The sequence below is a fragment of the Sulfitobacter sp. GN1-4 genome, assembly GCF_055693825.1.
On record NZ_JBVFUQ010000003.1, the window covers coordinates 3,517,596 to 3,532,537 of the forward strand.

The window sequence follows — 14,942 nt, forward strand, 5'->3', positions numbered from 1 at the left end:
GCATGGGCCAAGGATGCCCGCACTGGGCACACCTTGCAAGGTGCTTGACGGGGCTGAGCGGTGATGATCACGTCCGCTATGACCCAAACGTGACTTGGCAGCAGCCAGAGGATGGCGCATGTAGCTTGCCATGATCAAAAACCTTTTCATCGCCGCGACCATGGCCGCAATCGCGCTGCCCGCGCTTGCCAAAGACCGTTTTGAAGTGCCGGTGAGCGGCGAAATCCTAAGCGGGTGGCAGCAATCGGATGGCAGCCGGATGGCAGCTCTCAGGCTTGAGCTGGCACCGGGCTGGAAAACCTACTGGCGCACGCCCGGTGATGCGGGCATTCCGCCGACCTTCTCTTGGTCAGGCTCCAAAAATCTGCACGGCGTCGGGATATCCTGGCCCGCACCAGAGGTTTTTCTGACCGCCGGGATGCGCACCATTGGCTATACGGACACCGTTGTCTTGCCGCTGAAACTCCTGCCGAAAACGGCGGGTCAACCCATCACCTTGCAGGCTGTGGTGGACATGGGCGTGTGCAGTGACATCTGCGTCCCGCACCGCATGAAAATCACCGCCGTCATTGATGACAACAACACCAAACCCACGCCCGCCATTGCCGCGGCACTGGCCAACCGGCCCTTTTCGGCAAAAGAAGCCGGCGTGCGGGGCACCACCTGCGCGCTGCGCCCGACAGAGGACGGGCTGCAAATCGAAACCCGCGTCTCCATGCCGTCCGCAGGCGGCAGCGAAGTGGTCATCATTGAACCGGGCGCACCCGGCCTATGGATGAGCGAAACAGAGGTCAGCAGGCAGGGTCAGACACTGACCGCGATAGGCGAGATGATGACAAGCGATGGTGCACCAGTGGCCATCGACAGATCAGCGGTCGTCATTACCGTGTTGGGCCAGAAACATTCCGTTGAAATCAAAGGCTGCAAACCGGGCTGATCAGGCCGCAGCCCGTCTGCGGCGCAGCGCAAAAACCAGCACCGATGCCACATAGCCAGTCAACGCGATCACTGCTGCACCGGCGATAAAGACCAGCAATGCCCCAGCCGTCCCAGCCAATGCGCCGCCAGCGGGCAGCATTCCGGCCAATGCAGGGTGCATCGCACCCGTCCAGACGGCCCATCCCAAGGTGACACCCCCCAGGCCAAAACCGCCGCCCATAGCACCAGCATGCTGGCCTGCACGCTGCCCACCGGTGCACGCAACCCCCGGCGCATCGCCCGGATCTGCCGCCCGATGTCATGTTGCGCGGCGATCAGTGCAGGCACCACCAGCAGCACCAAGAACATCCCAAAGCCCAACCCGTAAACCAGCGTGATAATCGTGGGTTTCAAAAACTGCGCCTGTTGGCTTTGTTCATAAAGCAGGGGCGTTAGACCCAGCACAGTTGTCAGCGTCGTCAACATCACAGGCCGCAACCGGTCCGCCGCACCATCAATGATGGAGGGCATCAGCCCCCGCGTTTCGGCGTATTCGTCGATGGTTGTGACCAAAACGATGGAATCGTTGATGATGATCCCTGTCATGCCCAACAGCCCAACCACCGTGAACATGCTCAGCGGTACATCCCAGACATAATGGCCATAGATCGTGCCAACCAATCCAAACGGAATAATCGCCATCACCACCGCCGGTCGCGTCCAACTGCCAAAGACCCAGTGCCAGCACCAGATAAATCCCGGTCAAACACAGCACCAAACCGGTGATGGAATCATTTAGGAACTCATCTTCTTGCTCGCTCAGGCCAGACAGCCGGAACTCCACCTGCAGCTCTGAGGCGATCTTGGGCAAAATCTCTTCCTGCAGCGCGGTGCTGATCTCGGTTGCGCGGGCGGGATCATCTTCTGAAATGTCGCCTGTCACAGAAATCAGACGGATGCCGTTTTCCCGGCGCACGGTGTTGAACCCGGTGCGGCGGTCCACACTCACGATATCGGCCAGGGGCACGTAAAGCCCGGTGGGCGTGCGCATCTGTGTGCGGTCCAGGAAATCCGCCGTCAGCTCACCCTTGGGCAGCTCCACCCGGATGCTCGCGGAGCGCGGCCCATCGGGATAGGTTGCCGCCTCAATCCCGCCCAAGCGGTTGCGCAAGGCACGCCCCAGGCTATCGATGGTAAAGCCCAGCGCTTGGCCCTGCGGGGTCAGATCCAGGATCAGCTCTTCTTTGTCATAGGCCAGATTGTCTTGAACCGCGCTCACCTCCGGATATTGTCGCAGCGCATCCTGCAAAGCCTCAGATGCGGCTTTCAGGGTATCTGTGTCGGCACCGTAAAACTGCACATCCAGCGCATCACCACCCGGCCCTGACCGCCAGCCCCGAAAGCTCACGGTTTCGGCCAGCGGATGCTGCACCACCCGGTCTTGCAGATCCGCGACAAAGGCAAAGCTGGAATAGGGGCGCAAATCAGCGTCGATCAGCTCAATGGAAATACCGCCCAGCAGATCGTTGTCCTTGGTGCTGGCCCCGGCCAGACCAAAACCACTGTTCCCACCGGTTTGGGCAATCACATAATCCAGCGGATTGGTCCCATACCGCTCTTCATATTCTGCGCCCAGCGCCTCCGTCGCGCGCTGCATCTCGCGCATCATGGCAAAGGTATCTTCCCGCGTGGCCCCTTCGGCCATGATGAAGTTCCCAGTGACCGAGCCGCGTTCTGGCGCGTTAAAGAACCGCCACTGCACATCACCCGTGATAAAAAGCGCCGCTTGAGAGGCCAGCACCACCATTGTGCCCGCCAACACCACATAGCGTGCCTTGATCACCCCCGCCATCAGCGGACGGAACAAGGTTTCGCGCACCCAGACAAACCCACGGTTCACCACACGGCTTGGCAGATCATACCAATGCGCCTTATCCGCCGCCTTCATCGCATGGGCCATGTGGTTGGGCAGGATCAAAAAGCACTCTACCAGGGACGCGGCCAAAACCGCGATCACGGTAAAGGGAATGTCGCGGATCAAATCGCCGAACCGCCCGCCAACCGCGACCAGACCAAAGAAGGCCACGATGGTCGTCAACGTCGCGGCAAAGACCGGCATCGCCATCCGCGCAGCGGCGTTTTCAGCCGCTTGCATGGCCGTGTCGCCCATTCGAAAACGCGCATCGGTATGTTCGCCCACAACAATGGCGTCATCAACAACGATGCCCAGCGTGATGATCAATCCAAAGAGCGAGATCATGTTGATCGTCAAACCGCCCAGATACATCAACGCAATCGCAGCCCCCATGGCCACGGGAATACCCGCCGCCACCCAAAACGCGGTGCGGGCGTTCAAAAACAAAAAGAGCAAACCAACCACCAGCGCCAGACCCATCAACCCATTGTCGATCAGGATATTCAGACGCCCTGTAATCGCCTCAGACCGGGTGCGGATCAGCTCAATTGTGACGCTTGAAGGCAGGCTCGCTTGCAGCTCGGCGGTGACGCGTTCCACGTCTTCTTGAATGCTGATGGCATCACCCTGGTCTGAGCGATCGACCCGCAGCGACATCGCCGGATCATCGCCCACGAAAAAGCTGCGCTCGCGGTCAACGCCCTGTTCCCGCACTGTGGCCACGTCCCCGATGGTCAGCTTTGACCCATCCGGGTTTGACCGCAGCACAATGCCTGCAATCTCTTGCGCACTGCGCTTGGCAGTGCCGGTGCGCACGCGGGCGTTTGCGCCCGTCACATCGCCTGCGGGATCGGCATCTGCCTCTTCTGCGATGGCACCGGCGATATCGGCCATGCTGATGTCATAGGCGATCAACTTGGCCGAAGGCACTTCGACCAGCGTTTCGGGGTCTGCCACGCCTTGGATGGTGGTCCGCGTGACCCCCGCCGCAAAAAGCCGGGTGACCAATTCATCCGCAAACCGTCCCAGCTGCTGGGGCGAAACATCACCGGTGATGACCACATCCGTGACCCTGTCCCGCCAGGCCCCGCGCCGCACGACAGGTTCGTCTGCGCCGTCAGGCAAAGTGGTCACTGCATCAATCGCCGTCTGCACATCAGCAGCGGCCCGCGACATGTCCCAGCCCGGCTCAAAATCCAGCTGCACCGTGGCACGCCCCTCTCTGGACGTGCTTTCAGAGCTTGTCACACCTTCAACCGACAACAGCACCGGCTCTAAGACCTGGACAATGGCTTCATCCACGTCCTCTGGCCCGGCCCCATCCCACGTGGTGTTTATGGACACGTTATCAATGATCACATCCGGGAAGAACTGCGCCCGCATGTTGGGCGCTGAGGCGAGCCCGGCCACCAAAAGCACCAACAGCAGCAGGTTGGCCGCCGTCCTGTGCCGCACAAAGTACGACAGAACGCCCCCCGCCGCGCCTGGCATCTTGCGCACCATGGGTTAGCCTCCCATCCGGCTTTCGATCCGCGCGACCATGCGCGCGGGTACCTTGGGTTCCGCAAGTCGCGACAGCACGCGCGCCTTGGCTTCTTTGGGCATCCGGTCATTGGCCTCAATGAAGGCCACCAGTTTCGCCCGCCGCTCTTCGCTCAGCTCTAGCATTTCGGGTTCTGTCGGCGCAGGTGCGGCATCCCGGCTCAGCGGTGTGACGGAAATCCCCGCCCCCAACAGGGGCGATCGTGCCTCAACAATCTGGCGGCCCACCAACGGGCCGCGCACCAGCACATCATCGCGCTGACGGCGCAGTATTGTGACCGCAATGGCTTCCAACCGGTTCTCCGCATCCAGCACCAGCACCTCATCCTTGGCATCCACAGCCGAGGCGGGCAAACGCACAACGCCCTGCAACGCAGGCTCTTGCACGCGCACGGTGACAAAATCACCCGGCTTGAACCCATTGGCCTGGGACAGCCCTGCAAAAATCAATCGCCCCGTGGCCCCTTCGCCTGCCGCCGCACTTGCGCGGCTGATGCGGCCCTTGGCCTCCAGATCCACGCCCGTGACGTCCAGCGTCGCGGTGACATCGCTTAGGATCAGATCACCGTCTTGATCCAGCAGCCGGGCATATTGCGCGGTTGAGGTGCGAAACGACACTTCCAGATCCTCAGGGTCTATCAGTTCCGCCAACCGCTCATTTGGGGAAACCAGCCGCCCCACCAGCACGTTCGTGGCGGACAAAACCCCATCAAAAGGGGCCGTCAGAACCGTATCTTTGAGCCGCCGCTCCGCTTCGGCCAGCGCAATTTCTGCGCGGGCAAGCCGGGTTGCGGCCTGATCAACACGCGCCTCGGCTTGGGCCACGGCCTGTTGGCGCGACACCACCGCCTGCCGGGCAGAGGATGCCGACAACTCAGCTGATTCCGCCACGCTCGCCGTGCCCACACCGCGCTCTGCCAAATCCCGCTGCCGCTCAAACGCGCGCTGGCGCAGCGCTGCCTGCTCTTCTGAGGCCGCCTGCTCTGCTCTGGCCAACTCAAGCGCACGTGCCGCATCGCGCCCTTCGGCGGTGGCATCCGCCACATCGCTTTGCGCACGGTCCACGGCAGATTGCGCATCAGCCGGGTCAAGCCGCACCAGCACCTGGCCCGCGCGCACTTCGCCGCCATCCTCAAAATCTGCGGCCAGCTCAATCACGCGCCCACCATTGGCCGCGCGCAATTCCAGCTGGCGGCGGCTTTGCACCTCACCAAAGGTTTCCAAAATGGGGGTCACGTCTGACATCTGGGCTGAAATGACGTTCACAGCGAACACGCGCTCCCGCTGAGGGGGGCCTGTCCGCTCATCCGCCATCCGCTCACTAACGGCAGAACCGATCATGGACCCTGCATAAACAAGCAATCCCAGCGTCACCGCCGCCAGGAAAAGGCCGATCATGCTTTGGCGCAAAAACCTCATATTATTCAGCTTTCAAAAATTTTGCCTCACCCAGTAACCTAATCGGCTACCGCAAAATACCAAGTCACAGCTATATTACGCAGCTGCGCGGCATTTCCGTCGCGCCGCAGCAAATTTATTTTCGCCGCTGGTGTTCATCAAGCCGGGGCATGATTTCAACAAAGTTGCAGGGCCTGTGCCGGTAATCGAGCTGTTTTGCCAAAATCTCATCCCAGGCGTCCTTGCACGCCCCCGGCGAGCCTGGCAGCGCAAAAAGGTACGTCCCTTGCGCAACGCCACCAGTGGCCCGGCTTTGCACCGCTGAGGTGCCAATCTTTTGCATGGATACGATGGTAAAGACCGTCCCAAAGGCGTCGATCTCTTTTTCATAGACATCCCTGTGCGCCTCAACCGTGACATCCCGGCCCGTCAGCCCGGTGCCCCCGGTGCTGAGCACCACATCAATCTCAGGGTCCGCACACCATTCGCGCAGTTGATCTGCGATCAAATCCCGCTCATCGGGCAAGATATGGCGGGCGGCAACTACGTGGCCCGCGCCCTCAACCCGGTCGACCAAAACCTGGCCTGAGCGGTCATCGGCAAGCGCTCTACTGTCTGAAACGGTCAAAATCGCCACCCGGACTGCGATAAAGTCTTTGCTTTCGTCAATACGGCTCATCGCGCTGCTCCCTGACGCAGTTTCGCCTGCAGGCTCAGCAGATCGGCCCAGGCCTCCTGCTTTTTTCGGGCGAACGGAGCAGGTAGGCGGGGTGGAACATCGGCAAAGCTGGCAGGCCCGCTGCCTCGGTCCAATGCCCTCTCAGACGTGTGATGCCCCGTTTGCCCAACAACGCCTGACAGGACCAATTGCCCACCAGCACCAGCACATCCGGCTTGGCCAGTTCGATATGGCGCTGCACAAACGGCTTCATCATCGCGATCTCATGCGGCTTGGGGTCTCGGTTCTGCGGTGGCCGCCAGGGCAAGACGTTGGTGATGTAGACCGGTGCGTTTTCATCGGCCCGGCCCATGTTGATCGCCGCCAACATTTTGTCCAGTAATTGGCCCGCACGCCCCACAAAAGGCCGCCCTTGCAGGTCTTCGTCGCGCCCCGGTGCCTCACCCACCAGCATAACCCGCGCACCGGGGATGCCATCGCTGAACACCAGATTGCGCGCGCCTTTCTTTAACTCACAATGCGGATAGGCCTCCACGGCGGCGCGCAAATCCTCAAGCGTTTGCGCAGCCCGCGCCGCCCCTTCCGCCACCGCAACCGGATCGTCCTGGGCCACAGGCTTTGGGGCCGCAACCGGCTGCGCAGCTGCGGCAACCGCTTTGGGCTTGCCCAGCGTCGCGGGCAGCTCATACCGGTTGACCGGCGCATCACAAATGGCTTCGGTCGCACCCAATTCCATCTGCCAATCCAGCAGCGCAAGATCGCTGTGAAAACTCATCGATTCCATACTCCCACCCTACCCGCCACTGGCCTTGAGCTAAATCCCTCTCATGCCCCCCATTCAAACTGTCGCAGTGGCTTGCGGGGGCTTCGGTCTGACCTTTATAAGACGCTGAGTTTCCAAAGGACCGCGCAACAATGACCACAGCCACCTTCGCACATCGTCATTTGTTGGGCATTGAACAGCTTAGCCCGCTGGACATTACCGAGATCCTGGATCTGGCCGACAGCTATGCTGATCTGAACCGCCGCGCGGACAAACACTCAGACGCGCTGGCCGGGCTCACCCAGATTAACATGTTCTTTGAAAACTCCACCCGCACCCAGGCGAGCTTTGAGATCGCGGGCAAGCGTTTGGGCGCTGATGTGATGAACATGGCAATGCAGGCGTCCTCGATCAAAAAGGGTGAAACCCTGATTGACACCGCGATGACCCTGAATGCCATGCACCCCGATTTGCTGGTCGTGCGCCATCCCCAGTCGGGGGCGGTTGATCTGCTGGCCCAAAAGGTCAACTGCGCCGTTCTAAACGCCGGCGACGGACGGCATGAGCACCCCACACAGGCGCTGCTGGACGCGCTGACGATCCGGCGCGCCAAGGGCCGCCTGCACCGGCTCAGCATCGCCATTTGCGGCGACATCGCGCACAGCCGCGTGGCGCGGTCCAACATCATGCTGCTGGGCAAAATGGAAAACCGCCTGCGCCTGATCGGCCCGCCCACGCTGATGCCGTCGGGCATTGCTGAGTTTGGCGTTGAGGTTTTTGACAACATGCAAGAGGGCCTCAAAGACGTCGATGTCGTCATGATGCTCAGGCTGCAAAAGGAACGGATGGACGGCGGTTTCATCCCGTCAGAACGGGAATATTACCACCGCTTCGGTCTGGACGGCGAAAAGCTGGCCCATGCCGCCGAAGATGCGATTGTCATGCACCCCGGCCCGATGAACCGGGGCGTGGAAATTGACGGCACGCTGGCCGATGACATCAACCGCAGCGTGATCCAGGACCAGTGTTGAGATGGGCGTCGCCGTGCGCATGGCGGCCATGGATCTGCTGGCCCGCAATCTACGCGCCGACCGAATGGCGTTGGCCTGACGATGGGCCGCATCACGATCCCCACAGGTGAACAGGGCGTCACGCGCGTCTTTTCGCTGTCGATGTCGCCTGCTGAGGCCAAAGCACTGTCGGATGAACACATGCTGCAAGAGGCCGCGCTTGGCACCGAAGATCTGAATGATCTCGGGCTTGAGGTCTTTGCCATCTCCGATCTGGGCGATCTGGGGCTGGCCGGATATCTGCGGGACGGCGTGGACGCCAATGAGGTGGATCTTAAGCGGGATGCAGCCAAACTCGCAGCCCTTGATGGCTGGGTGCTGCTTGTGCATTCCTCCGCCTTTGGCGGCGCAGGCGGGCAGATTGACCCCATTTCCGCCCTCACGCTGATCGGCAGCTACAGCCAGACGCCCGCCGACAATTCAGTCACGGCACTCCAAACTGAAGCCGCCGCACCCTATTCCGGCACCCCGCAACCGGACACCGCTCAGCCCGCACGCCGCCAGCGGGGCGGCTCCATCGTCGTGGCCATCCTGGCACTTGTCGTGCTGGCCGTTCTGATCTGGCTGCTGGCCGCATAACCACAAAGGCAAACGCTCCATGCAAGAACCCAAACCAGACCCCAAAATGTCAGGCCGCATCGCGATGATCGCGCTGCTTGTGGCCTTTGGCATTGTCGGCATGATGCTCTGGATCGGCTGACACAACACACAATCCCCTTGGTTCACCGCGCAGTTTCGGGCAAGAGAGCGCAACCGCACAAAGGAATGACACCGGCTCATGTCGCTGCACTTTACCAACGCCAAAATGATTGATCCCGAAGCCGGGCACATTATCACCGGCACCCTGTCGGTCTTTGATGGGAAGATCTCTCAGATCAGCACCGAAATGGCGCCCCTGCCCAAAGGCGCGCAAGAGGTCGATTGCAGGGGCAAGTTTCTGGCCCCCGGCATCGTCGATCTGGGCGTGAAAGTCTGCGAACCCGGTGAGCGGCACAAAGAAAGCTATCGCTCCGCTGGGCTGGCCGCTGCAGCGGGCGGCGTGACCACCATGATCACCCGTCCCGATACCCAGCCCGCCATCGACAGTCCCGAAGTGCTGGAGTTTGTCACCCGCCGCGCAAACGAAGTCTCGCCCGTCAACGTCGTACCAATGGCGGCCCTGACCAAAGGCCGCGCGGGCCGTGAAATGACCGAAATCGGGTTTTTACAAGACGCAGGTGCCGCCGCGTTTACCGATTGCGACGCCGTGATCGCAGATACCAAAGTCTTCTCCCGCGCGTTGACCTACGCGCGCAGCTTGGGTGCCTTGGTCATCGCGCACCCCCGGGAACCCACGCTCAGCGCAGGCGCGGCTGCGACCTCTGGCAAATTCGCGTCGCTGCGCGGCCTGCCTGCGGTCTCACCGATGGCTGAACGCATGGGGCTGGACCGTGACATCGCGCTTATTGAAATGACCGGAGCCAAATACCACGCCGATCAGATCACCACCGCGCGCGCCCTGCCCGCTTTGGCACGTGCCAAAAAGAACGGTCTGGATATCACCGCGGGTGTGGGCATTCACCACCTGACCCTGAACGCGCTGGATGTGGCCGATTACCGAACCTTCTTTAAGCTCAAGCCACCGCTGCGCGACGAAGACGACCGCCGCGCTGTGATTGATGCCGTGGCGGAAGGGCTGATTGACATCATCTGCTCCATGCACACCCCACAAGACGAAGAAAGCAAACGCCTGCCGTTCGAAGAAGCAGCCTCTGGCGCAGTGGGTCTGGAAACGCTGCTGCCTGCCGCGATGCGGCTGGTGCACAACGATCATATGGACCTGCCAACACTTTGGCGGGCCTTGTCGCTGAACCCCGCCAACCGACTGGGCCTGCCCTCAGGGCGGCTGGCCGTGGGTGCGCCTGCTGACCTGGTCTTGTTTGATCCCAACGCCCCCTTTGTGCTGGACCGTGCAACCCTGCGGTCCAAGTCGCGCAACACGCCATTTGACGGGGTGCGGCTGGAAGGTAAGGTGCTGGGCACCTATGTCGCTGGCGCTTGCGTATTTGAGGCCCCCTGATGCCACCCCTTGAATCAACATCAACCATCCTCTCGCTCTGCGCTGTGCTGGGCTATCTGCTGGGGTCGATCCCCTTTGGCATGATCCTGACCCGCGCCATGGGCCTGGGCAATCTTCGCGACATCGGTTCTGGCAATATCGGGGCCACGAATGTCTTGCGCACCGGCAACAAACTGGCGGCTGCACTCACCTTGCTGTTTGATGCCGCCAAAGGGGCGGTTGCGCTTTTGCTGGCACGCGCCCTTTTCGCGGAAGACGCCGCATTGGTAGCAGGCCTTGCGGCGATGATCGGGCACTGCTTTCCAGTCTGGCTTAGGTTCAAGGGCGGCAAGGGCGTGGCCACTTTCCTGGGACTGATGCTGGCCGTGGCCTGGCCCGTGGGCATTGGTTGTTGTCTGGTCTGGCTGATTGCTGCAGGCATCACGCGCATCTCGTCCATGGGTGGGCTCGCCTCTGCATCAGCGTCAACGTTCCTGCTGGTCTTCTTGGGCTACGGCTATGCGCTGGCCTGGGGCATTCTGATGACCTTGCTGGTGTTCTACCGTCACCGCGAAAACATCGCGCGCATCAAAGCAGGGACAGAGCCGAAAATCGGCCAGAAAAAAGTGACCCCGCCGCCCGATGTCGTGGCAAAGATCGCCGCCCTGCCAATGGGCACCACCACAGGCACCGCGTTTGATAAACGCTATGTGACCAGCCGCAGCACCTTTGGGGCGGGAAAGGCCACCAAAGTCGTTGCCGAAGAGCTGGGCGGCACGGATTACATCAGCCTCAATCTTTATGACCTCAGCGCAGGCCCCGCGCTGTTTCCTTGCGAAATGCCCGCGCAAAAGGTGATCGACTTTGTGCGCGCCTATCTGCCCGACGCACAATCAAAAGCAGATTAAAAACAGCCCGGCGTTACCGCAAAAGGACATCACCGCGCCCTAATTCGGACGCGATTGCACGCATAATCCGTGCAAACTCAGCACGTCAGAAGGACTGCATATGCAACAGGTCTTTTCCGCATTTGAGAAATTTGCCTTTCGCGGCATCAACTTTTGGGACCGCGCCACGCGGCTGGAATACTGGGCCGTGATGCCGGTGATCTGGGGCCTGATCATCTGGGCCTTTGTCGTCGATGCGCGCGAGATATGGGAGTATCTGCTGCGCCGTGAAATCCCACCGTTGAACCCGCTGTTCTATGAATCCATCGTCTTGTTCTTCCTTACACTGGTGCCCCGCTTTTCGCTGACCGTCCGCCGCCTGCACGACAGCGGGCGCAGTGGCAAATGGGCCACCTTGCCTGTCTCAGCGCTGATCTCAGGTATCATCTTGATGTTCGGCCTTAGCACTTTCCTGATCACCGCCACTGACACCGGGTTTCAGATGCTCAGCATCGGGATCATTCTGGGCGCGCTTGTCGCCGGTGCCGCTGACACCTTTTGGGAGGCCGCCTTTGGCACGGCCGCTGCACTGAACGCCGTTGGCTGGGATGCGCTTTGGGCTGGTGTTGCCGAAAGCTGGTCTTCTGCCCCCCGTTTGGAGGCAGAAGAGGCGAAAGCCGTTGCCGGAAACGTGGCCCAGGGCCTGAAGGAAAGCCCTATCGAAGGCGGCAGCTTGCTGATTGCGATGATTGGCACAGTTGCGACACCCTTTGTCTGCGTCGCGTTGCACCTGTTCTTCATGCTGCTGCCCTCAGACCCTGAGGGCAACGGCTATGGCGAAAGCAGCGTGCCGTCGGCTGCGAGTTTCCGCAAAGGGCCGACATCGCACAACCCGATGGAAGGCTATGGCCATCTGTTTGAAAAAACGCCCGAGGAACAGGCGTATCTCAAGCAAAAGCAAAAAGAAGAGCTGAAGGCGCTCTACCGCGAACGTGTGCTGGGTGCTGCGAACGCAAGCACGGACAGACCCGGACAGGCCACGTCTTAGTAGCTGTAGGCGCTGTAGATCTGGCTCAAATCACCGCCCCAGCGCCGTGATAATCATCCAACAACTCATCGGCGGGCACTTTGCCCGTCTCGATGCTTTCGACCAGCGCATTCAGGAAATGGGTCTCATCTGGAACCATGCCGCCCGCGCCAGGCTTTGCCCGCGCTTTCAACCCGGCCTCAGAAATCGCGATCACTTCGCGCGCGACCTCATGCATATTGATGCCCGTGACCTGCGCCTGAAGCCCATCGATTGAGGCCGCAACCCGCAGCGCGTCATGCTGTGCCGCGGTCCAGTCCTTGACCAAATCCCAGGCCGCATCAAGCGCTGTCTGGTCATACATCAGCCCCACCCAAAACGCCGGCAACGCACAAAGCCGCCGCCACGGCCCACCATCTGCGCCGCGCATTTCGATGAACTTTTTCATACGTGCTTCGGGGAAGGCGGTTGTCAGGTGATCGGCCCAATCGCTCAGCGTCGGTGTTTCACCGGGCAGAGCAGGCAGCTTGCCTGCCATAAAGTCACGGAAAGACATGCCCAGCGCGTTGATGTACTGCCCATCGCGATAGACAAAATACATCGGCACATCGAGCGCATATTCCACCCAAGCTTCAAACCCGAACCCTTCATCAAAGACAAACGGCAGCGTCCCGGTGCGCGCCGCATCCAGATTGCGCCACACCATGGAGCGCAGGGATTTATAGCCGTTGGGTTTGCCTTCAAAGAAAGGAGAGTTGGCAAAAAGCGCGGTGGCAACGGGCTGCAACGCGACAGCCACCCGCATCTTTTTGATCATGTCCGCCTCAGACCCGAAATCCAGGTTCACCTGCACCGTGCATGTGCGGCGCATCATCACCCGGCCCATGGATCCGACACGGGTCATGTAATCGTTCATCAGCTTGTATCGGCCCTTGGGCATCAGATCCATCTGCTCATGGGTCCACTCAGGCGCCGCGCCCAGGCCGATCCAGCCGACGCCAATCTCATCAGCCACGTCTTTGACTTCAGCCAAATGGGTGTTCACCTCATCACAGGTTTCGTGGATTGTCTCCAACGGGCCACCCGACAGCTCCAGCTGCCCGCCCGGCTCAAGCGAAATGTTGGCGCCGTCCTTTTCCAGCCCAATCAGCTTGCCCGCTTCTTCCACTGGGGCCCAGGAATGCCGATCGCGCAGCCCTTCCAGCATGACCCGGATGGAACGTTCCCCCTCATAGGGCAGCGGCTTGTGCGTGTCTTTGCAGTAGCCGAATTTCTCGTGCTCCGTGCCGATCCGCCAGTCTTCTTTGGGTTTGCATCCAGCTTCTAGGTACTCTGCAAGCTGTTCATGACGCTCAATCGGGCCACCGCCGGACTGTGGAATGGACATCTCTAAGCGCTCCGCTTTGGCTTTGTTTGGGCGTCAGCCATGGTCCCAAATTTCAAAGGTGTCAATGCAACATGGCCCCTGCGGGGCGCAAAGGGCCGCGTTGCCAGATCACGACCGCTTGATGTGGTTTGGCATTCAGCGTGTGCAACATCCGCTCCGTCTTAAGCCCCGGCAAGGTGGCAAAAGCGTCAAAAAGCGCATCCGAGCCTGCCGCATTCACCGGGATCAGCAGCGGCGCATGCCCCCGCTGGACCAGACGCCAATGCGCGGGATACATCCCCCCATCCAGCGTCAGGCTTTCTAATTCGCGCAAAGCAACCGTGCCGCCGGTGAGCGGGCCAAAATAGGTCACCTGGCCTTCGTCAATCTGCACCGCCCCGGCCCCGCCATCGCCGCCCCGAAACCGCGCGCGCTGAATGCCGATCCAGCCCATGACAAGCCCCCCCAGAATGAACGCATAACCCGGGATCGCCACCAGGAAACCAGGGCCCGAGACCATCCAAAGCCCCAGCACCGCACAGCCAAAGGCCACAATCACCTCGCGCCAACGCCAAAGCGTTGCTTTGGCCTGTGGTCGGATAAAGCTCATGCCTGCCCCCAATCGCCCAACTGCTGCTGCCAAAGCGTCATCGCAGCCACCGCCGCAGTATCTGCCCGCAAAATGCGTGGGCCCAAAGCCACCGCGTGGGCCTGCGCCATGCGCTGTAGCCGCGCACGCTCTTGCTCAGAAAACCCGCCCTCTGGCCCGATCAGGATCGCCCAAGGTCCCGGCAGATCCGGCAGCTCGGCCTGCCCACCGGCCAGGGATCTCGTCGCAGAACATGATCTGGCGGGTCGTATCCCAGCGGTCCATCAGCTGGCCAAACTTGACCGCCTCATCCACCTGCGGCACGAAAGTGCCCCCGCATTGCTCGGCGGCCTCAACCGCATGGGCTTGAAGCCGGTCGCGCTGGACCCGGCCTGCGTTGGTGAACTCTGTCATCACCGGCACGATCCGCGCGGCCCCCATTTCGGCTGCCTTTTCCACAATGAAATCGGTCCGCGCCTTTTTGATGGGGGCAAAGACCAGCCACAGATCGGGCGGCACCTGCAACGGAGCGGACAGCGCCACACAGGTCAAAACCCCGCTGCGCTTACCTGCCTGGGCAATTTGGGCCGTCCACTCTCCATCGCGGCCATTAAACAGCGCCACCTGCCCACCGACCGCCTGCCGCATCACCCCAAAAAGGTAATGCGCCTGCGCCTTATCCAAAGGAACCGATTGCCCCTCACCCAAGGGGTGATCTACATAAAGCCTGATCTTCGCTCTCATGGGCCC

At 61.0% G+C, this 14,942-nt stretch carries 7 protein-coding genes and 6 pseudogenes; 6 read left to right on the forward strand and 7 right to left on the reverse strand.

Annotation, left to right across the window (positions count from 1 at the left end; translation table 11 throughout):
- Positions 1–130 precede the first annotated feature (130 nt).
- The gene (locus ACZ1HM_RS17960; RefSeq protein ID WP_472744001.1) at positions 131–937 is read left to right on the forward strand and encodes a protein-disulfide reductase DsbD domain-containing protein; all 807 of its coding nucleotides are present in this window, start codon (positions 131–133) and stop codon (positions 935–937) included.
- On the opposite strand, the pseudogene ACZ1HM_RS17965 reads toward ACZ1HM_RS17960, so the two are convergent.
- From ACZ1HM_RS17965 to ACZ1HM_RS17980, 4 genes and pseudogenes are all read right to left on the reverse strand, one after another.
- A pseudogene (locus tag ACZ1HM_RS17965) lies at positions 938–4,336 on the reverse strand (efflux RND transporter permease subunit).
- A 3-nt stretch (positions 4,337–4,339) separates the two neighbouring features.
- Positions 4,340–5,794: an efflux RND transporter periplasmic adaptor subunit gene (locus tag ACZ1HM_RS17970; protein WP_472744002.1), complete on the reverse strand. Its 1,455-nt coding sequence runs from the start codon at positions 5,792–5,794 to the stop codon at positions 4,340–4,342.
- Between the two features lie 115 nt (positions 5,795–5,909).
- Complete coding sequence (moaB, locus tag ACZ1HM_RS17975) at positions 5,910–6,452, reverse strand: molybdenum cofactor biosynthesis protein B (RefSeq protein WP_472744003.1); 543 nt, start codon at positions 6,450–6,452, stop codon at positions 5,910–5,912.
- Positions 6,449–7,236, reverse strand: a pseudogene (locus ACZ1HM_RS17980) (uracil-DNA glycosylase). Before ACZ1HM_RS17980 ends, moaB begins: the two are co-directional and overlap by 4 nt.
- Before the next feature lie 131 nt (positions 7,237–7,367).
- Here ACZ1HM_RS17980 and ACZ1HM_RS17985 point away from each other — a divergent pair.
- The 5 genes and pseudogenes from ACZ1HM_RS17985 (at position 7,368) to ACZ1HM_RS18005 (ending at position 12,258) form a co-directional block, all read left to right on the forward strand.
- Positions 7,368–8,325 (forward strand): annotated as a pseudogene (locus tag ACZ1HM_RS17985) (aspartate carbamoyltransferase catalytic subunit).
- Between the two features lie 2 nt (positions 8,326–8,327).
- Positions 8,328–8,864, forward strand: coding sequence for a hypothetical protein (locus tag ACZ1HM_RS17990; RefSeq protein ID WP_472744004.1), 537 nt, complete (start codon positions 8,328–8,330; stop codon positions 8,862–8,864).
- Between the two features lie 199 nt (positions 8,865–9,063).
- The gene (gene pyrC, locus ACZ1HM_RS17995; RefSeq protein ID WP_472744005.1) at positions 9,064–10,344 is read left to right on the forward strand and encodes a dihydroorotase; all 1,281 of its coding nucleotides are present in this window, start codon (positions 9,064–9,066) and stop codon (positions 10,342–10,344) included.
- A pseudogene (plsY, locus tag ACZ1HM_RS18000) lies at positions 10,344–10,946 on the forward strand (glycerol-3-phosphate 1-O-acyltransferase PlsY); the annotation flags it as partial. The gene pyrC and the pseudogene plsY, both read left to right, overlap by 1 nt.
- Before the next feature lie 385 nt (positions 10,947–11,331).
- Positions 11,332–12,258, forward strand: coding sequence for a DUF805 domain-containing protein (locus tag ACZ1HM_RS18005; protein WP_472744006.1), 927 nt, complete (start codon positions 11,332–11,334; stop codon positions 12,256–12,258).
- Here the strand turns inward: ACZ1HM_RS18005 and ACZ1HM_RS18010 are convergent.
- From ACZ1HM_RS18010 to ACZ1HM_RS18020, 3 genes and pseudogenes are all read right to left on the reverse strand, one after another.
- Positions 12,255–13,624 (reverse strand): annotated as a pseudogene (locus ACZ1HM_RS18010) (glutamate--cysteine ligase). The gene ACZ1HM_RS18005 and the pseudogene ACZ1HM_RS18010 overlap by 4 nt on opposite strands.
- A 61-nt stretch (positions 13,625–13,685) precedes the next feature.
- Positions 13,686–14,213, reverse strand: a complete 528-nt coding sequence (locus ACZ1HM_RS18015; RefSeq protein ID WP_472744007.1) for a hypothetical protein — start codon at positions 14,211–14,213, stop codon at positions 13,686–13,688.
- Positions 14,210–14,936: pseudogene (locus ACZ1HM_RS18020) on the reverse strand (16S rRNA (uracil(1498)-N(3))-methyltransferase). The gene ACZ1HM_RS18015 and the pseudogene ACZ1HM_RS18020 overlap by 4 nt, the downstream one beginning before the upstream one ends.
- Positions 14,937–14,942 lie beyond the last annotated feature (6 nt).

Coding starts and splice junctions, on each gene's coding strand:
- ACZ1HM_RS17960 (WP_472744001.1), top strand. CDS start 131: ATGATCAAAAACCTTTTCATCGCCGCGACCATGGCCGCAATCGCGCTG.
- ACZ1HM_RS17970 (WP_472744002.1), bottom strand. CDS start 5,794: ATGAGGTTTTTGCGCCAAAGCATGATCGGCCTTTTCCTGGCGGCGGTG.
- pyrC (WP_472744005.1), top strand. CDS start 9,064: ATGTCGCTGCACTTTACCAACGCCAAAATGATTGATCCCGAAGCCGGG.
- ACZ1HM_RS18005 (WP_472744006.1), top strand. CDS start 11,332: ATGCAACAGGTCTTTTCCGCATTTGAGAAATTTGCCTTTCGCGGCATC.
- ACZ1HM_RS17990 (WP_472744004.1), top strand. CDS start 8,328: ATGGGCCGCATCACGATCCCCACAGGTGAACAGGGCGTCACGCGCGTC.
- moaB (WP_472744003.1), bottom strand. CDS start 6,452: ATGAGCCGTATTGACGAAAGCAAAGACTTTATCGCAGTCCGGGTGGCG.
- ACZ1HM_RS18015 (WP_472744007.1), bottom strand. CDS start 14,213: ATGAGCTTTATCCGACCACAGGCCAAAGCAACGCTTTGGCGTTGGCGC.